This is a genomic window from Sandaracinaceae bacterium, from assembly GCA_016706685.1.
Taxonomy (GTDB): domain Bacteria; phylum Myxococcota_A; class Polyangia; order Polyangiales; family Houyiibacteriaceae; genus JADJJE01.
The window spans coordinates 237079-254982 of the sequence record JADJJE010000001.1 but is presented as its reverse complement, the minus strand read 5'-3'; the positions used below and the strand labels follow the sequence as shown (position 1 = coordinate 254982).

The window sequence follows — 17904 nt, the reverse complement described above, 5'->3', positions numbered from 1 at the left end:
GTATGGTGGAGCGTATCACGATGCCCATCTACCTCGACCACCACGCGACCACGCCTCTCGATCCGCGTGTCCTCGACGCGATGCTCCCGTACTTGCGGGAGAGCCATGGGAACGCGGCCAGCGGGCACGCACACGGGCGCATGGCGCGCGAGGCGGTGGAGCGAGCGCGCGCACAGGTCGCGGCGCTCCTGGGCGGGCGCGCCGACGACGTGGTGTTCACGTCGGGAGCCACCGAGAGCAACAACCTCGCGCTGTTGGGGGTGATGACGGACCAACTCGGCTCCGCGAGCGGGCACATCGTCACGCAGGCGACCGAGCACCCTGCCGTGCTCGACACGTGCCAGGCGCTCGAGCGACGCGGAGCACGGGTGACGCGCCTGCCGGTGGACGCGCACGGCCACGTCCACGCGCAGCAGCTGGCCGCCGCGTTGAGCCACGACACCCGCCTGGTCAGCATCATGCGCTGCAACAACGAGATCGGGACCGTGCAGGACATCGCTGTCCTGGCGGCTGCGCCGCGCGGCACCGCGCTGTTCCACTGCGACGCGGCGCAAGGGCTCGGGCTCCTGCCGCTGGACGTGCGGGCGACGAACGTGGACCTGATCAGCGTCTCGGCGCACAAGCTCTACGGGCCCAAGGGCGTTGGCGCGCTCTGGGTGCGCCGCACCGTGCGGGACCGCATCCACGCCATCCAGCATGGAGGTGGCCACGAGGGCGGGCTGCGCAGTGGCACGCTGGACGTCTCCGGCATCGTGGGGCTCGGAGCGGCGGCGCAGCTGGCGGCGGAGCAGGGGGCCGAGGATGCTCGGCGCCTGACGGGACTGCGTGACCGGCTGTGGGAGCGTCTCTCGGTGCTCCAAGAGGTGCGTCGGTTCGGTGATCCGCAGCGCGCGCACCCCGGCAATCTGAACGTGGCCTTTGGCTTCACCGACACCGCGGCGCTCCTGCTGGAGCTCGATCCGCACGTCAGCGTCTCGAGCGGCGCAGCCTGCAGCACCGCCAAACGCGCCCCCAGCCACGTGCTGCAGGCGCTCGGGGTGCAGGACGACTGGATCCGCTCGAGCGTGCGCTTCGGCCTCGGGCGTGGGACCACGGAGGCCGACGTGGACGCGGTGGCCACCCACGTGATCACCGCCGTTCAGGGCCTGCGCGCGCGCTCTCCGCTGTGGCGTGCCCGCGGCAAGACGCTCGACTGGTAGCGGCCCCGAGGCCAGCGTCTGGATTGCAGGGCGACGGCGTGGCAAGCCCTGGCGTGGCCGACGCAATCACCCACGCAACCGCGAGCGAGGAGGACGTCGAGACGTGGGCGCTGCGCTACATCACGAGCGAGCGCTTGGTAGACAAGCTCGACCCGCCCATGCCACCGGCGCACTTCTCGGGTCGGGCGACCGTGGTCCCCGAAGGGCCAGGACGCCCTCCCGAGCTGCGTATCACGCAGCACGCACCCCGGCGGAAGGGGCTGTCCAACCCGCGCGCACGCGCCGAGCTGCTGCACACGTTCCTGCACCACGAGCTGCAGGCCGCCGAGCTGATGTGCTGGGCCATCCTGCGGTTTGCCGACGCGCCCGTAGAGTTTCGCCGGGGCCTGCTGGGGATCTGCCTCGACGAGGTGCGCCACATGAAGCTCTACGCCGGGCACATCGATGCGCTGGGCGCGCACGTGGGCGAGTTTCCCGTGCGGGACTGGTTCTGGGAGCGCGTCCCACGTGCCACCACCCCCGCGGCGTTCGTCGCCTTCATGGGGATGGGCCTCGAAGCCGGCAACCTCGAGCACGCGGGGCGCTTCGCCGCGCGCTTCCGCGACGTGGGCGACGAAGCCGGCGCCGTGCTGCAAGAGCGGGTGGGCGCGGAAGAGGTGGCGCACGTGCGCTTCGCCGTTCGCTGGTTCGAGACCTTCACGGGCACCACCGACTTCGAGAGCTGGCGCAGCCACCTGCCGCCGCCCATCAGCCCGGTCTTGCTGCGCGGTCTCCCGCTGGACCGCATCCGTCGCAAACGTGCGGGGATGGACGACGCGTTCCTGGATGCCCTCGAGTGCTTCGAGGCAACGCTCGAGCCCCCGGGCGGAGCGGGCGGATGACCGGCGCGCCTCCCGCGCGCGCGCTGTGGTGTCTGAACCTGGACGCGGAAGACGAACTGCGGCACCGGGGCCGGGTACACGCCCAGCCGCGCCACCTTGGCGGCGGTGGCCACCGCGCGCGAGGCCGCCCTAGCGCTGCTCGGTCCCGAGGATGCGCTGCTGGGCGAGGAGCCGGTCATGCCCTGTGAGGGTGACGAACTCCGTCGGGGAGTGGCCTGGTGTCCCACGCCCAGCGCGCTGGCGCGGCTGGCTGCGGCTGGTGCGCAGGTTCCCGTGGCTCCCGGCCTGGCCACGCTGCGTGAGGTCAACGCCTCCCGCTTCACGTACGACGTGCTCGGTCCGCGGCTCCCGGATGCCCAGGTGCTGAGCTCGCTCGATGCGGCCGAGACCTGGCTCGCCGCGCGCTCGCCCTCCGAACCCGTCTGGCTCAAGCGCGCCTTCGGAGCGGCCGGGCGCGGCAAGCTGCGTGCCCATGGTGGAGCTCTCGCGCCGCACACCCGCGCCTTCCTGAGCCCCGCGGAGCTGAGCCTCGGTGTGGTGCTCGAGCCCCACGTCGGCATCACCATCGAGGTGTCCCAGCACGCTCTCCTGGCGCCGAGCGGGTCGCTGGTGATCGGCGCTCCCTGCGTGCAGCAGGTGGACCGCGGGCGCTTCGTCTCGGTGCGGCCAGCCCTCGAGCGGGAGCTCGACCGAAGCGAGGCCGAGTCGCTCGGGGACACGCTCAGGCGCCTGGCCGAGGCCCTGCACCGTGCGGGGTACTTCGGGCCGCTCGGGGTGGACGCCTACCGCTATGTGGACGCGAAGGGGCTGACGCGCTGGAACCCCTGTGGGGAACTCAACGCGCGCTACACCATGGGCTACGCGGTGGGCATGCGCGGCGCCCGCGAGCTGGTAGCCCGGCGGCCTCGAGCTGCTACATCCTCGCACCACCATGTCGTCCTTCGCCACGCTGCTCGTCTCCTGCCCCGACCGCAAGGGCCTGGTGGCCTCCCTCGCGCAGGTGCTCTACGGGCACGGCGCCAACATCGTGGACGCCGACCAGCACACCGACACGGTGGCGGGGCAGTTCTTCCAGCGCGTGCACTTCGATCTCTCCGACCTGCACACCGATCGCACCAGCCTCGAGCACGCCATCCGCGAGGTCGCCGCGCGCTTCGAGATGACCTACCGGCTGACGCAGTCGAGCGCCATCAAGCGCGTGGCCATCTTCGTCTCGAAGTACGACCACTGTCTCTACGACCTCTTGCTGCGGCACCGCAGCGGAGAGCTCGCGTGCGAGATTCCGCTCATCGTCAGCAACCACGAAGACCTGCGGCCGGTCGCCGCGCAGTTCGGGGTGCGGTTCGAGCACCTGCCGGTCACCAAGGAGACCAAGGCTCAGCAGGAACAGCAAGCACTCGAGCTGGTGCGCGAGGCGGGCGCCTCCGTGGTGGTGCTGGCGCGCTACATGCAAATCTTGAGCGACGACTTCCTGCGCGCGTACGAGGGGGACGTCATCAACATCCACCACTCGTTCCTGCCCGCGTTCGTGGGCGGGAAGCCCTATCACCGGGCCTACGAGCGCGGCGTGAAGCTCATCGGCGCCACGGCGCACTACGCCACGGCCGACCTCGACGAGGGGCCGATCATCGAGCAGGACGTGGTGCGCTGCTCCCACCGCGACAAGGTGGACGATCTGGTGCGCAAGGGGCGCGACCTCGAGAAGCTCGTGCTTGCGCGAGCCGTGCGTCTGCACTTGGCGGACCGCGTGCTGGTCTACGACAACAAGACCGTGGTGTTCGAGTAGCGCGGTTCTACGGCCGCCGCGGGGGCATGGTGCTGGCCCGCCCGCAGCGCACTCGGAACGTGGCCGGGGGCATACCGGTCCAACGCTTGAAGGCGCGCTGGAAGCTGGAGGGCTGTGCGTACCCGAGGTGGTACGCGACCTCGTCGATGGACAGGCGCTGCTCGCCCAGCAACCGAATGGCCACTTCGCGGCGCGCCTCTTCCAGCAAGCGGCGGTGGCTGGTGCCCTCGTCCGCCAAGCGCCGCCGCAGGGTTCGCTCGCTCATGCCCAGCTCGCGGGCGACGTCGATGGCGCCGGTGCCACGCAGGGGGAGCTCCTTCACCAACAGATCGTAGACCAGGCCGGCGACGGCCCCCTGGGCTTGAAGGATGCCCAGCTCGCGCTGGAGGTGCTCCGCCAGGATGGAGCCGACGCCGTGGTCGGCCACCGCGTTCCGGAGCTCCAACACGCCGACGGGGAGCACGATGGCCGTCTCGCCCGCGCCTTGGTGCACCGGGCACCCGAAGGTGCTGTCGAACACGGCGCGTGGGGCCCGGCTGACGTGCTGAAAGCGCACCTCGGTGATGGGGAAGCTTCCGAACACGAAGCGGGCCATGCGGCAGAGCGCGGCCACCGCGAACTCGACGAGCGAGTTGGGCACCGGAGCGCCCTCGACCAAGTCGAAGCGCAGGACGGCGGCGTCGTCGCCGAACTCGGTGGTGACCGCCACGTTCTCGTAGAACAGGCGGTGGTAGCGGCCGGCCAGCTCGACTGCGTCTCTCAGTGTCCCGGCGGCGTTGAGCACGTATCCCTGCGGGTCGATGTCACCCACGTGCAGTTCGCGCGCCGTGAGCAGGCCCACCTGCGGCCCCGCGAGGGCCTCTGCCCGCTGCCAGGCGGCGTGGACGCGCGGCACCGGGACGCGCATCGTGCCCGGCTCTGCGGCGAATTCAGCCAGGGCGTTCTCGGGCACGGATGGCACCGCGCGCGTGATGGCGCGAGTCAACACCCCGAGGAGGATCGGAGACGCGCTGCTGAAGTCCCTTGAGTTCACTACGTTTGCCCGGCCAGTAACGACGGCAAGGGATGGCGGGACGCCCGTCCCACCCCTGCCTGCTAATGCGGCAGTTTGTAGCTCTGTCTGCGGAAACCCGGGGACATTTTCGCACCGCCGAAGCGGCCACCAATCGTGTTCCGTTTCGCCAGGTTGCGGCGCAACCCGTGCGCGCTGCGCATCGTACGCGCGCGCCACTGACACACCGCTGTCGGGGTGATCAGCCGGCGAGGGTGTCGCCGAACATCCACACCAGCTGAGCCACGCCGGCCGCCAAGCCGAGCACGGCGCCGGCCAGGATGAGCTTCCACTCGTCCTGTTGGAACGCGGGCCGCAGCACCCCCTCGAACGACTCCGAGTCGAGCGCCTTCATGCGGTCGTGTAGCTCTCCGCGGATGTCCACGGCCTTCGCTGCGAACGTGTGGAGCAGGCCGCCGTCGCGCGGGATCTCCACCTCGATCATGGTGTAGACCTCCGTCCGGAGCTGGGCGCGCTGCCCCTCGGGGAGCATCATGGCGGCCATCGGGTGCTGCTCGTACTTGCCGATCAGCTCCTCCACGCGGCCCTTCACCAGGGTCAGCACCAGCTTGCCGGATTCACCCCCGGTCACGGTGCGCACGATGTTCTCGGCGTTCAGCAGGTGGCCGGCGGTCAGCTCGCTGAAGCGCTCGGCAACGACCTGCTGGCGCTTGTGGAACAGGCCCTGGACCACGAACGGACCCACCTTCACGGGGCGCTTCGGCTCGAAGACCAGCTTGAGGGCGATCCAGTTGGTGGCGTAGCCGACCAGGAACCCGAAGAAGGGCAAGACCCAGACGGCCGGCCAGTACACCCAGATGATCATCTGCGGGATGCCGAACAGGAACCCGAACCAGATGCCCGAGTTCATGATGAACTTGAACTCGGCCTCGCCCACCTCGAGGAACATCATGGTCATGAGCCGGCGGTTCTTCATGACCGCTTCGAGCACCACCTGCTCGAGGTCCAGGATCTTGGTGATGTTGTTGCTGAAGTCGTCCGTGATGTTGATGACCACGGTGCGCACCTCCTCGCGGAGCTTCTGGCGCACCATGTTCTGCATCACCTCGCCCGCATTCTCCCACATGACCTTGGCGTGCTTCTGCGCCACTTCCTGCAGGATCTGCTCGGTGATCTGGTCCACCACGGCGTCCATCTCGGACGCGAACGCGTCGCCCTTGAAGTTCTGGAAGAGCTCCTCGAGCGACAGCAGCTTGGTGGTGATGAGCCGGGTGCTGAAGCGCGCCAGCCGCTCGGCGCTGGCCGGCACGATGCCCTGCCAGCCCAGGAACGGCGGGATCCCCACGAAGTCGTTCGGGTAGAACATCATCTGCACCGCGAGCCAGTTGGTGAACCAACCGATGAACGCAGAGACGAAGGGAATGGTGAGGACCGTATAGTCCGACTGGATCAATTCAATAAAGCCCACGGCAGCGCGAGTCTGGCGAAAATAAGGGGAAAGTCAACGCATTCCCCGGGCGCCTGGGGGCACCGAACCTCAGGGCGCTGCGGGGGCTACCTGCACGCGGTGAGGGCCACGTCCGTGGCACGGAATGGCGACGATGCCGGTAGCGCCATCACGCGTGACCGCGACCTCGCGCTCGTCACAGCGCACCACGAAGTCCGCCGTGTAGTCTTCGCTGGCCGGCACGTAGACCTCGGTGGGCGCGTCCACGGCGCCGTCGCCTTCGTAGGCCACGTCCAGCGTCTGCGTCACGCGGTCGTAGCGCCACCAGAGCGGCTGACCGGCGATGCGCTCGGGCATGGGGCGCGAGAGCACGCGGCGCAGGGCAGGGCGCTCCACCCACTCGTCTCCGCTGCGGTCGAAGAGGCCCCACGAGTCTTGCGAGTCTTCCTTCCAGACCCAGAACGCGGAGCTGGCGCCGAACTCGTCGTGCAGGTCGGTCTGCAGCTCCAGGTACTCGAGGCCACGCGTACCCACGGGGTTCATACCGAATTCGCCCACCAGCAGCGGGGTCTGCCACGCCACGGCTTCGTCGTACGCGCTGCGGTGCGCGGGCCGGAGCGACGCGCGCGTGAACGCCAGCAACTGCTCCTCGGTGCCCGAGAACGCCAGCGTGTAGATGTGCGGCGCGTAGACGCCTCCGGGCACGCCGAAGGGCGCGCCGGTGCTGCCGCTGCGGTTGAACACCACGCGGAACGTGGCCTGCGGCTCGAAGACCACCAGGTGCCCCGGGTCTGCGGCCAGCAGCGCTGCGCCCACGTCACGGTTCAGGCGCAGGGTCTCGGAGTCGCTCGCCACCGGCTCGTTGAAGACTTCGTAGCCGATGACGGTGGTGTCCCCTACGAACTCGGACGCCACTCGCGCGGCCATGTCCGCGAAGCGTGCGCGCAGCGTGGGGCCGGGCTCGGCGTCACCGAAGAAGCTGCGGAAGGCTGCCAGAGTCTGGCCCGCAGCACGCCGGGCGCCGAGGTCCGTGAGGGGGCCCTCGAGCAGCATCTCGGGCTCGGGCGAGATGGCCCACAGCGGCGCGCCGTCCTCGCCGATCTCCTTCGAGTAGGCGTCCTGGTGGAAGTCGATGAGCACGTAGAGGCCCGCCTCTTCACACAGGTCCACGACCTCGTGCAGGCGCGCCAGGTAGGTGGCGCTGTAGGTGGGCGGCTGCGTGTCCTGTGGCTCGATGCCGCTCCAGTTCACGGGCAGGCGCAGCAGGTTGAAGCCCATCGCGCGCATGCGCTGCGCGTCCTCGAGCGTGAACTCGGGGATGTCCTCGAGGGCAACGCGCCCGTCGTCGAAGGTGACGTCGAAGAGCCCCTCCACGCGGGCGTTGATGCCGTGCAGCACCACCACGCGACCCTCGGCGTCCACGAACTGCTGGCAGCGCGTGGCGAGGGGCGCCTGCTCCCCCACGGGCTGGTCGCACAGCGGCAGCGTGAAGCGATCGGCGGGCGGCGTGACGTCGGGCGGCGCGCCGTCCCCGGAGCAGCTGGGCGTTGCGAGCGCGAGGAACGTGGCTGCGCCGAGGGCGGCGACCCGGCGAGCGCAGCGGGTCACGGAGGCGAGAGAGGCGTAGAGCGTCATGGCGCTCCCTTCATGTCAGGCGCCACGAACGTCAGCCAGTAGAGTCCACAGGCCAGCGTCTTCCCGTCCACGATGCGCCCGTCGCGCAGCATCTCGCGGAACGTGGCCACGTCCACCGGCTCGATCTCGATGTGCTCCGTGGCGTCCAGTCGCTGCGCGCTCAGCGTGAGGTCGCTGGCCACGAAGCCGATCATCTCTTCGTCACAGAAGCCCGGGGATGCGAAGAAGCGCACCAGCGGCGAGAGCGTTCTGGCTTGGTAGCCCGTCTCCTCCTCGAGCTCCCGCAGCGCGCCCACGTCGTCGGCCTCGCCCGGCTCGCGCGTGCCCGCCGGGAGCTCGTAGAGCGTAGCGTTCACCGCGAAGCGCCGGTTGCGGATCAGCAGCACGCGGCCGTCGGGCAGCAGCGGCAGGATCACCACCGCGCCGGGGTGGCGCACGACCTCGCGCGTGCGGGTCCGGCCCTCGCGATCGGGCACCTCCACCGCCTCGACGCGGAACTTGCGACTGTCCAAGAGGATGCGTGTCGTCATGGGTCGCAGGTTACCTCATGCGGACGCAAGGTCGGCGTTGACCGCGTTGCCTTCCGGCTGCAATGCTGCGGCCGTGCAGTTTGGCCCGTACACGCTCACCGAACGTCTCGCCGTGGGCGGCATGGCCGAGGTCTTCCGAGCGGTTCAGCGCGGCGCCGAGGGGTTCGAGCGCGTGGTGGCCATCAAGCGCATCCTGCCGGACCTCGCGGACGACGAGGCGTTCATCAACATGTTCGTGGACGAGGCCAAGATCTCGGTCCAGCTCAGCCACCCGAACATCGCCCAGGTCTTCGATCTGGGCTGCATCGACGGCGCCTACTACATCGCCATGGAGTTCGTGGAGGGCCGCGACCTGCGCTCCATCCAGCGCCGCTATGGTGACGGGCGCGCGCTGCCCGTGGACATCACCTGCCACATTGCCCTCAAGATCCTCGAGGCACTGGACCACGCGCACCGCGCCGAGGCGCCGGGCCTCGGGCACCTGGGCATCATCCACCGCGACGTCTCGCCCCACAACCTGCTGCTCTCTTTCGACGGGGAGGTGAAGGTCATCGACTTCGGTCTCGCGCGGGCGGCGGGTCGCGCGGTGCGCACGCGCGCGGGTGGTGAAGGGCAAGACGCCCTACCTGTCGGCCGAGCAGGCGCGCGGCCAAGAGATCGACCACCGCAGCGACCTCTTCAGCATGGGCACGTGCCTCTACGAATGGCTCAGCGGCACGCGGCTGTTCCTGCGGAAGACCGAGACGGACACCATCCTGGCGGTGCGCCGGGCCGAAGTGGCGCCGTTGGCGGGCAAGGTTTCCACGGTGCCGCGGCCGCTGGCCCAGATCGTCCACCGCGCGCTCGAGCCCAACCCGTCCCACCGCTACCAGAGCGCCCGCGAGATGCACGACGCCCTCGAGGCGTTCGTGTTCAGCAGCGGCAACGTGGTCACGCAGGCGCAGGTCGCCGACTGGCTGGCGGACCTCTTCCCGGCCGAGACCCAGTCGCACCAGGCTGCCCTCCACCACGAAGAGTGGTCGGACTTCGAAGACACGCAGGTCACGGAGATGACCTTCTGGGACACCGAGGATCTCTCACGGCCCGTCATCCCCGGCGTACCGGGCCTCGAGAAGGAGCGCTGAGCCCCTACGAGTCTGAAGGGTCTTCGAGCGCGAGCGCCTCGGACTGGTCTTCGTCGGAAGCCGGAGAAGGCAGCGCCGCTGTGGCGGGGGTCGCTGTGCTGCCAGGTGGATCGAAGCCCTCGAGCAGCGCGTCGAGCAGCACGTTGCCCAGCCGCTCGTACCCGGTGCGCGTGAAGTGCACGTGGTCCTGCGAGCCGTACGCGGGCTCGGCGCCCGCCCACGTGACCATGCTGAGCGGGCCACCCATGAACGCCACCAGGTCGAAGAAGCCGCAGCCCATCTCCACGGCCACGCGGTGCTGAGCCTGAATGAGCTGCGCGGTGCGCGGGCGGTCCTCGTAGCTGCCGTCTTCGAGGCGGGTGGGGCGGTCCGATGGGCCCACCAGCAAGCAGGACGCGTTGGGCACGGTCTCGCGCACCCGGGTGACCACCTGCCGAAGCTGGGCTTCGTAGAGCGCGATGGGCTGATCGTCGCCGCTCTCGTTGGTGCCATACGCCAGCACCACCAGGTCCGGGTTACGCCGGCGGAGGTGTTCGCGGTAGAGCTGGTCTTCCCACATCAGGTGGTAGCGCGCGCGGGCGCCGTTGATGCCCAGCGTGTCCACGATGACGCCGGGCCGCTCGCGCTCGAGCGCCAGGCCGAACAGCCGCACGAGCCCGTTGCCATGAGCGCGCACCCGCAGCGAGTGCGGACCGTCCGGCACCTCGTAGCGCGCATACCCCGCGCCGGCGTCCGTCGCCCGGGTGCGGATGCGCTCGAGCGGGCGGCCGTCCAAGAACACTTGCAGGTCGCCGCCGCGTGGCTGGCGGTAGTAGAAGAGCTCGAACACCGAAGCCGCTCGCCCGACGTCGCCGCTGCTGGTGGTGCTGACCTCGGCCCAGGCGTTGCGCCGGGCGGTCTCCACGAAGACCCCGTGCAGGCCGAAGCGCTCGATGTCGCGTGTGTCGCCGCGCACCTTGGCGGACTCCCAGCCGCCTTCGTCCCCGCGGATGCGCACGCCCTGGTGGCGATAGCTGCGCCACGGGGCGACGGGCATCACGAAGCCGTGGCCCGCGTCGCCGAAGCGCGCTTGCAGCCGCGAGCGGACCACTCCGGTGAAGAGATCGCTCGCCACGTGCGAGGCGCCGTAGAACACCAGCCTGGCCTGGCCCTCACCCCGCTCGGCGCGGCGCAGCGCGGCATGCAACGCGCGCATGGAGCTGCCGTCCCGGTCCTCGATGGCGATGTCCACCCCCAGCGTGTGGCCCTCGGGGCGCGAGTGACGAACCCGCGGGGCGCTCCGCACCACGTCGTCGTCTGCGGCACGAATGTCGTCGACGCTCTCGTCGTCGCCGTCGGACGCATCGGTGCCCTCGCGCGTCTCCACAGCGCCCGTGTCGCGCTCGTCCACGGCCGCCTCGGAGCCCTCGGCGCTGGACGCCGGGACGGGCTGCCCCACGGCCGAGTCGTACACGCAGGCCCAGAGGAACGCGACGCAGAGCGGCGTCGCGAATACGACCAGGGGTGAGCGGAACGGACGAGGCACCCCCTCGTTGTTCACGCTGGAACGGCTTTCGTCAACTTTTCCGGGGGGCGGAGCCGAGTCCGAGGCCGAGGCCGCGTCGGAGACCGAGTCGGAGACCGAGTCCGAGACCGAGTCGGAGACCGAGCCCGAGTCGGAGTCCGAGTCGGAGTCCGAGACCGAGACGGAGTCCGAGACGGAGTCCGAGACGGAGACCGAGACGGAGACCGCGACGGAGACCGAGACGGAGTCCGAGACGGAGACCGAGACGGAGTCCGAGACGGAGTCCGAGGCCGAGTCCGCGTCCGCGCCGGACCTCCGCAGCCCACCTGGTCAGAGCCGGAAAAAACTCCCCGTGGCGCTGTCACCGGAGGTTCAGCTGGGCAGGCAGCAGGGACTCCTCTTCTGGCGGCCTGACGGCAAAGCTTGCCCTTTCTGACATCCTCCTGTGCTCTCGTCAGGTCTCGGCGCGCTCTGCTTAGGTTCATCGTCTTCATCAAGGGACTCAAGGTGAACGACGGTGGGTGCTTGCTGGCCGCGGTCTCCGACTCGGACTCGGCCTCGGCCTCGGTCTCGGTCTCGGCCTCGGACGCGGTCTCGGCCTCGGACGCGGTCTCGGCCTCGGTCTCGGTCTCGGTCTCGGTCTCGGCCTCGGACTCGGACTCGGCCTCGGACTCGGTCTCGGACTCGGTCTCGGTCTCGGTCTCGGACTCGGTCTCGGTCTCGGTCTCGGCCTCGGACTCGGCAACGAAAAAAGGCGACCCGTGAGGGCCGCCTTTTTCGTTGAGCACTCGCGGGCTCAGGGCTGCTGGCTGCGGAGCTCGGTGACGCTCAGCACGCCGCGGAGGTTCTGGCCGGCGGTGTAGCTGCTGACCCACACGTCGTAGTGGCCGGCGGGGGGGTTGTCGATGGAGACCATGGGGTTGGTGCCCACGGCGTCGTCGTTGCAGTGCCAGCGGCCGGCGCCGTCGTTGATGACGAGGGCGGTGTCACCCTGAGCGCGGACGAAGAAGCGCAGGAAGCTGGCCGGGCTGGTGTAGTTGAGGACCACGTCGGGGTTGCCCGTGGCGTAGCCCGTGCAGCCGGCGCCGAGGTTCATGTTGGCCACGTTGAGGCTGCCGCCCGAGACGACCGAGACCGTCATGGGGTCCGGCATGAAGCCGCCGTTGAGGCGGTGCACGCCGAAGTTGGCGTTGTTCCCGCCGATGGTGAGGCTGCCCTGCGCGATGGTCTGCGCGTGCGAGCCGATGACGAGAAGGCCGGCCGCGAGGCCGAGCACCATGTGTAGCTTGCTGAGTCGAGTCACTGTGTCCTCCATGAATTCCGTGAGCGGGGGGAGCTTGCGAGTTGTGCCTGGCTCGATCGTTTCCGTAGCGAGCAGGGCCTAGACGCCGTGTTTGAGCAGCTATTCACGCTGACTCGAAATATTCTTACGCGGCCTGATTCCAACCATTCCCCCCGCTGGGGTACTTTATCGCGGTCCCGCGAACAAGCGTTTTCGGCCGCTCGGCGTCTCGCCCTCACGGGCTCGCATGCTAGATCCGGCCCCGTGCTGGTCGCTGCCCACGTCTTCGAAGTGTTGGTCATGCTGCTGGGCGGCTACCTCCTCGCGCGAGTGGTCCGCCACCGCCACGCGCTTCCGTGGGCCCTGTTCGGGGCGGGAATGCTGGCCTTCGTGTTCGCCGAGGTCGCGCAGCTGGGGGCGTCCAACCTCATCGCCTCCCTGCAGGCGGAGCAGGTTATCCCCGTGCCCACCCGCGCGGACGCGGCTCGCTACAGCATGTTGCTTTCGGGGGTCTTCACGGGCCTCACGCTCGAGCCCCTGCGCTGGTTCGTCATCGCCCGCTACACGCCCGGCTACCGCTCGCAGCGCAGCGCCCTGCTGATCGGCGCGGGCGCGGGCGCCATGGAGGGCATCCTCACCGCTGCGGTGGTGCTCATGATGCTGGTGCTGGCCCTCGTGTTCCGCGGCGAGACCATGGAGTCGCTCACTGCGGCCGGGCTAGACGGTCGCACGGCGGTGAAGGTGGGGCTGCGGGTCATCGCGTGGTGGGAAGAGTCACCCCTCGGGGCTGTCCTGGCTGCGGGCGAAGCCCTGGTGCGCCTCGCGTTCCAGCTGGGCTCCACCTGCATCGTCATGGTGGGTGTGCGGCGCGGAGCGCACCGCTGGCTGGCGGCCTCCATGCTGCTCACCGCGGTGTTCGAGGCCACCTGCGCGTGGGCGGCGCATCCGTCCACCGGGCTAGACGCTGGCGTGGCCTTCGCGGTGGTCGCGCTGGGGCTCCCGCTGGCGCTCGGTATGGTGGCTGTCGCGCGCACGGTGGCGCTGCGGGATGGAGCGCTCGAGCAGCCCGAGGGAGCCGTCGCCGCCTGAGGCGCAGCGACGCAAGGCGCGACCGATGCTCTTCAACAGCCTCGACTACTTCGTGTTCTTGGCGCTCGCGGTCGCGGGCTTCTGGGCGCTCGCTCGCCATCGCGTCGCGCGCCTCGCCTTCATCGTGGTGGCCAGCTGCCTGTTCTACATGGCGGCCAACCCCAAGTACATCCTGCTGGTGCTGCTCAGCACGGTGGTCGACTACGTCATCGGGCTGCGTCTCGGCGACACGGAAGACGAGCGCAAGCGACGCGTGCTGCTGGTCTGCAGCCTCGTGTTCAACCTGGGCATCCTCGCGGTCTTCAAGTACTTCGACTTCTGGAGCAGCGCCACGGCGTCCATGGCCTCGCTGCTCTTCGGGGTGGAGTTCTCGCCGTTCCTGCTGCGCTGGGCGCTGCCCGTGGGCATCTCGTTCTACACGTTCCAGACGATGAGCTACTCCATCGACGTGTACCGACGGACGCTCGAGCCCAAGCGCAGCCTCCTCGAGTTCACGGCGTTCGTCATGTTCTTCCCGCAGCTCGTGGCGGGGCCCATCGTGCGCGCCAGCGAGTTCCTGCCGCAGCTGGACGGGGAGCCCACGCTGCGCCGCGAACAGGTCAGCCGCGGGCTCTTCCTGATCGGGACCGGCCTGGTGAAGAAGGTCGCCGTGGCCGACTACCTCTCGGCCAACCTGGTGGACCGCGTGTTCGCGCAGCCCGAGCTCTACACGGGCACCGAGGTGGTCATCGCGCTCTACGCGTTCACCATGCAGATCTACTGCGACTTCTCGGGCTACACCGACATGGCGCGCGGCTCCGCGCTGCTGATGGGGTTCGAGATCCCCGAGAACTTCGACCGCCCGTACCAGGCCACGAACCCGGCCGAGTTCTGGCGCCGCTGGCACATGACGCTCAGCCGCTGGCTGCGCGACTACCTCTACTTCCCGCTGGGCGGCTCGCGCGGGGGGCCCGTGCGCGCGTACTTCAACCTGTGGCTCACCATGATGCTCATCGGCATGTGGCACGGCGCCGCGTGGACGTTCGTGCTCTATGGGTTCCTGCAGGCCACCGTGATGGTCATCCACCGCTTCGTGGTGCGCCACACCGGCGGCAGCGGGGAAGGGCAGGGCCGCGAGGACGCGTTCGCCATGCGCGCGTTCAAGGTGTTCTGGGCGCTCCAGTTCGTGGTCTTCTCGCGCATCCTCTTTCGAGCCAGCAGCATGGACAACGCCCGCGCGGTCGTAGAGCGCATCTTCTCGGGGAGCACCTCCACCGCGCAGATCTCGCTGGCGCTGTGGGCCATGCTGGTGGTCACCTTTGCCCTGCACTTCACCCCTCAGGCGTGGTTCCGCTCGGTGGAGCGGGCCTTCCTGCAGCTGCCAGCGCCCGTCCAGGGGCTGGCGCTCGGGGCGGTGGGGGCCATCCTGTCCCAGGTGGCCACGGGTGAAGCCGCCCCGTACATCTACTTCCAGTTCTGATGAAGAAGCGCCGTCCAAGTAAGCCGCCCGCGTCCGCTGCCCCTCCTGCGCCCGGCGTTTTGGCGTCCGTGCCTCCGCCCGCACCCGCGCCCGAGACCGGCGCAGCCCTGCGTCACCTCGGGGTGGCCAGCCTGGTGGTGGCGCTCATGGCCGCAAGCACCTACGTGGTCCCCGCGCTCGGCCGCTTCCGGCCGTGGGTGCCCGGCGAGCGCGTGCCGCTCACGCGCATGTCGGAGCGCTTCGAGGCAGTGCCCGCGTCGGTCGGCGCAGGCGGCGGCTATCACGCGGGCGCTCCGTCGGCGGAACAGAACGAGGCGCTCGGAGCCGAGGTGGCGGCCGTGCTCGCAGCCGAGCCCGTGGGGCCGGGTGAGCCGCAAGCCGCCGAGCCGCTGGCCGACGGTGGTGTGGCCGAGCCGCGTGTGTCGGCGCGCGAGTACGAGGCCGCGCGCATCTTCATCGAGGACCCCACCGGGCGCGGCATGCGGCCCTTCTACGAGGCGCTGCGGCGCACCGCGGCGGGCGAGGCCGGGGCGCTCACGCGCGTGTCGCACTACGGTGACTCCACCATCGCGACCGACCACCTGACGCACACGGTGCGGCAGCGCCTCCAGCACCGCTTCGGCGACGGGGGCCACGGCTTCATCCTGATCTCGAAGGGCTTCATGCCCTACCGCCACCAGGACGTGTTCCACACCGCGAACGACGGTTGGAGCATCAAGGAGATCATGCGCGCCGGCATCCCGGACGGGCGCTACGGTCTCGGGGGCGTGCAGATACAGGCGCGCGCCATGGGCGTGGCCACCTTCGGGACGCACGAAGAGGACGAGCCCGCCACCGGCCGCGCGCTCAGCCGCTTCCAGCTCTTCTTCCAGCGCCAGGCGGGCGGCGGGGACGTGCGCCTCACGGTGGACGAGGGCGAGCCGGTCACGCTGTCCACGGGTCTGGGTGGCGGGGACGCCGGCCCCCCGGAGTTCGAGGCGGGCGACGCCGTGCACACCATCGACGTGCCGGACGGTCCGCATCGCCTCGAGGTGCGCTACACGGGCAACGGGCGCGTCACGCTCTACGGTGTGGTCATGGAGCGCGAGGGGCCGGGCGTGGTCTACGACTCGCTCGGCATGGTGGGCACGCGCGCCAGCCGCATGCTGAACTTCGACCAGGCGCACATCCGCGAGCAGCTGCGCACACGCGGGACCAACCTCTTGGTGCTGGGCTTCGGCGGCAACGACGCCAGCGACAACACCACCGAGGAGCGCTACTACGAGCAGTTCAAGCAGGTCATCGCGCACATGCGCGGCGACCGCACCGACCTGGGCTGCTTGATCTTCGCCCCGCTCGACCAGGCGGAGCGAGACGAGCGCGGCAACATCCGCACCATGCCCATGGTGCCGCGCATCGTGGCCGCGCAGCGTCGCGCCGCGTTCGAGATGGGCTGCGCCTTCTACGACACGTGGGAGGCCATGGGTGGCTCGGGCGCCATGCAGCGCTGGTCACGGGCGCGCCCGGCGCTGGCCTTCACCGACTATCGCCACGCCACGCCCGAGGGCTACCGCGTCATCGCGGACCTCTACTACATGGCGCTGCTGGCGGGCTTCGAAGAGTACCTGCGGACCGAGGGGCGCACCGCGCCGCCTGCGGAGGCGCCTGCGCCGAGCGAACCGCCTGCCCCCGCCCCGGCTCAGTAGATGCCGGGGAGGATACGGTAGGGGACGCGCTCGCAGTAGCGCTTCCAGTCGTCACCGTACTTGGTGGTGCAGAAGTGGTGGTCGCGGCGCTCGCGGTGGATGAGCAGGATGCTGAAGTAGATGGGGTAGAAGTACGGCAGCACCGACCCGAACAGGCACGGCAGCGACCAGCTGAGCGCCATGAGGATGTCGCCCACGTAGTTGAAGTGGCGTGACCAGCCCCAGAAGCCGCTGACCAGCAGCTTTCCGCCCTGCGCGGTGGTCATGTACTCCACCTTCTTGCCCCAGATGGTGGCGTTGTCGGGGTCGCTCCGGAAGTGGTGCTTCTGCAGGTTCACCGCGCGGAAGATGTAGAGCCCCAGCAGGTTCACGCACAAGATGAGCCCGGCGGCCCACAGCGGCAGCTCGTGCACCCGGTCGATGAGGTAGTGCGCCTGCAGCGAGTACGTCATGGGCACCCAGGCCAGGTCCCCGAAGCACAGCATGAAGCCGAAGTTCTCGTGCTTGATGTCCATCGTGGTGAGGATGGCCGGCTCGTTCCAGAAGTAGTCGATGATGTAGACCAGCTGGAATGCCCCCACGAGGAGCATGGACGTGGAGACGAAGCCGTGGCGCGTGTACTGCACGTAGGCGAACGACGCGTTGATCAGCACCCACAGCAGGAGCCCCGGGCGCGCCTCGCAGAAGAACTTGAGGTCCAGCCCCGTGGGTTTGGGTGGCACGCGCGGGTTGTGCCCGGTGCCCATCCAGAAGTCGTGGATGAAGTAGCCGCTCAGCCGCCCCGCTTGTCCGTGGCGCTTCCCGTACACGTACAGGAAGGCGCTGAACGCGTAACAGAAGATGGTCATCACGCTGAGGATCGCGCCGAACTCGTCGTGCAGCTGAGCGATGTTCCACAGGCCCGACGCGTGGAGCACGGCGGCGCCGCCGAAGGTGAACGCCATGGAGAAGAGGCCGTTCATCTTGTACGGGAGGCGCCCGCCGCCGGGGAGCTCGGTGCCGTCCACCGTCTTGCCGGGCCCCCACTGCTGGAGGGCGGCCTGCAGGAAGAACCACACCAGGTAGAAGGCGGCGGCGGAGGGCGTGGGCACGAGGCTTCGGAAGAAGCCGTCCACATCGGCGCTCGCGCTGGGCAGCAGCTGCCCGTGGTTGAAGCGCACCGCGAAGTACAGGTAGGCCGTGAACACGGGCAAGCCCAGGATCATGGCCAGGTTGCCGGGGATGCCCCCGAACTCGAGCTTGCGTTGGCTCTCGGCGCTCATGCGTTCTCG

At 69.5% G+C, this 17904-nt stretch carries 17 protein-coding genes and 1 pseudogene; 10 read left to right on the top strand and 8 right to left on the bottom strand.

Annotated elements, in window-relative coordinates:
- The first annotated feature begins 2 nt into the window (after positions 1–2).
- Both IPI43_01070 and IPI43_01065 read left to right on the top strand, forming a co-directional pair.
- A complete protein-coding gene (locus tag IPI43_01070; protein ID MBK7772721.1) occupies positions 3–1199 on the top strand; it encodes a cysteine desulfurase in 1197 nt (398 codons plus the stop codon).
- A gap of 158 nt (positions 1200–1357) precedes the next feature.
- Positions 1358–2080, top strand: a complete 723-nt coding sequence (locus IPI43_01065) for a DUF455 family protein (GenBank protein ID MBK7772720.1) — start codon at positions 1358–1360, stop codon at positions 2078–2080.
- 129 nt (positions 2081–2209) lie between these two features.
- On the opposite strand, the gene IPI43_01060 is transcribed toward IPI43_01065, so the two are convergent.
- Positions 2210–2827 (bottom strand): hypothetical protein, encoded by a 618-nt coding sequence (locus tag IPI43_01060; GenBank protein ID MBK7772719.1) that lies wholly within the window; start codon positions 2825–2827, stop codon positions 2210–2212.
- A 184-nt stretch (positions 2828–3011) separates the two neighbouring features.
- On the opposite strand from IPI43_01060, the gene purU reads away from it, so the two are divergent.
- Entirely contained in the window at positions 3012–3866 is an 855-nt protein-coding gene (gene purU / locus IPI43_01055) for a formyltetrahydrofolate deformylase (GenBank protein ID MBK7772718.1), read from the top strand.
- Positions 3867–3873: 7 nt separating this feature from the next.
- On the opposite strand, the gene IPI43_01050 is transcribed toward purU, so the two are convergent.
- The 4 genes from IPI43_01050 to IPI43_01035 form a co-directional block, all read right to left on the bottom strand.
- The gene (locus IPI43_01050; protein ID MBK7772717.1) at positions 3874–4854 is read right to left on the bottom strand and encodes an AraC family transcriptional regulator ligand-binding domain-containing protein; all 981 of its coding nucleotides are present in this window, start codon (positions 4852–4854) and stop codon (positions 3874–3876) included.
- Between the two features lie 265 nt (positions 4855–5119).
- Positions 5120–6346, bottom strand: coding sequence for a DUF445 family protein (locus tag IPI43_01045; GenBank protein ID MBK7772716.1), 1227 nt, complete (start codon positions 6344–6346; stop codon positions 5120–5122).
- A 69-nt stretch (positions 6347–6415) separates the two neighbouring features.
- A complete protein-coding gene (locus tag IPI43_01040) occupies positions 6416–7960 on the bottom strand; it encodes a cellulase family glycosylhydrolase (GenBank protein MBK7772715.1) in 1545 nt (514 codons plus the stop codon).
- Complete coding sequence (locus IPI43_01035; GenBank protein ID MBK7772714.1) at positions 7957–8490, bottom strand: NUDIX hydrolase; 534 nt, start codon at positions 8488–8490, stop codon at positions 7957–7959. The genes IPI43_01040 and IPI43_01035 overlap by 4 nt, the downstream gene beginning before the upstream one ends.
- Between IPI43_01035 and IPI43_01030 the strand changes: the two are divergent.
- A pseudogene (locus IPI43_01030) lies at positions 8477–9082 on the top strand (serine/threonine protein kinase). The gene IPI43_01035 and the pseudogene IPI43_01030 sit on opposite strands and share 14 nt — an antisense overlap.
- A gap of 13 nt (positions 9083–9095) precedes the next feature.
- Positions 9096–9614, top strand: coding sequence for a hypothetical protein (locus IPI43_01025; protein ID MBK7772713.1), 519 nt, complete (start codon positions 9096–9098; stop codon positions 9612–9614).
- Between the two features lie 4 nt (positions 9615–9618).
- Here the strand turns inward: IPI43_01025 and IPI43_01020 are convergent, their stop codons facing one another.
- Positions 9619–11154, bottom strand: coding sequence for a hypothetical protein (locus tag IPI43_01020; GenBank protein ID MBK7772712.1), 1536 nt, complete (start codon positions 11152–11154; stop codon positions 9619–9621).
- Between IPI43_01020 and IPI43_01015 the strand changes: the two genes are divergently transcribed.
- A complete protein-coding gene (locus IPI43_01015; GenBank protein ID MBK7772711.1) occupies positions 11147–11554 on the top strand; it encodes a hypothetical protein in 408 nt (135 codons plus the stop codon). The genes IPI43_01020 and IPI43_01015 overlap by 8 nt on opposite strands.
- 71 nt (positions 11555–11625) lie before the next feature.
- On the top strand, positions 11626–11883 hold the full coding sequence (locus tag IPI43_01010; protein ID MBK7772710.1) for a hypothetical protein: 258 nt from the start codon (positions 11626–11628) through the stop codon (positions 11881–11883).
- 31 nt (positions 11884–11914) lie between these two features.
- Here the strand turns inward: IPI43_01010 and IPI43_01005 are convergent, their stop codons facing one another.
- Entirely contained in the window at positions 11915–12421 is a 507-nt protein-coding gene (locus IPI43_01005; GenBank protein MBK7772709.1) for a peptidase S1, read from the bottom strand.
- A 243-nt stretch (positions 12422–12664) separates the two neighbouring features.
- On the opposite strand from IPI43_01005, the gene IPI43_01000 reads away from it, so the two are divergent.
- From IPI43_01000 to IPI43_00990, 3 genes are all read left to right on the top strand, one after another.
- Positions 12665–13489, top strand: a complete 825-nt coding sequence (locus IPI43_01000) for a YhfC family intramembrane metalloprotease (GenBank protein MBK7772708.1) — start codon at positions 12665–12667, stop codon at positions 13487–13489.
- Positions 13490–13514: 25 nt separating this feature from the next.
- Positions 13515–14948 carry an MBOAT family protein gene (locus tag IPI43_00995; GenBank protein MBK7772707.1) on the top strand — a complete coding sequence of 478 codons (1434 nt, stop codon included), beginning with the start codon at positions 13515–13517 and terminating at the stop codon, positions 14946–14948.
- 68 nt (positions 14949–15016) lie between these two features.
- Positions 15017–16633 carry a hypothetical protein gene (locus tag IPI43_00990; protein MBK7772706.1) on the top strand — a complete coding sequence of 539 codons (1617 nt, stop codon included), beginning with the start codon at positions 15017–15019 and terminating at the stop codon, positions 16631–16633.
- Here IPI43_00990 and IPI43_00985 read toward each other — a convergent pair.
- Positions 16627–17895 (bottom strand): DUF1295 domain-containing protein, encoded by a 1269-nt coding sequence (locus tag IPI43_00985; protein MBK7772705.1) that lies wholly within the window; start codon positions 17893–17895, stop codon positions 16627–16629. The genes IPI43_00990 and IPI43_00985 overlap by 7 nt on opposite strands.
- Between the last annotated feature and the right edge of the window lie 9 nt (positions 17896–17904).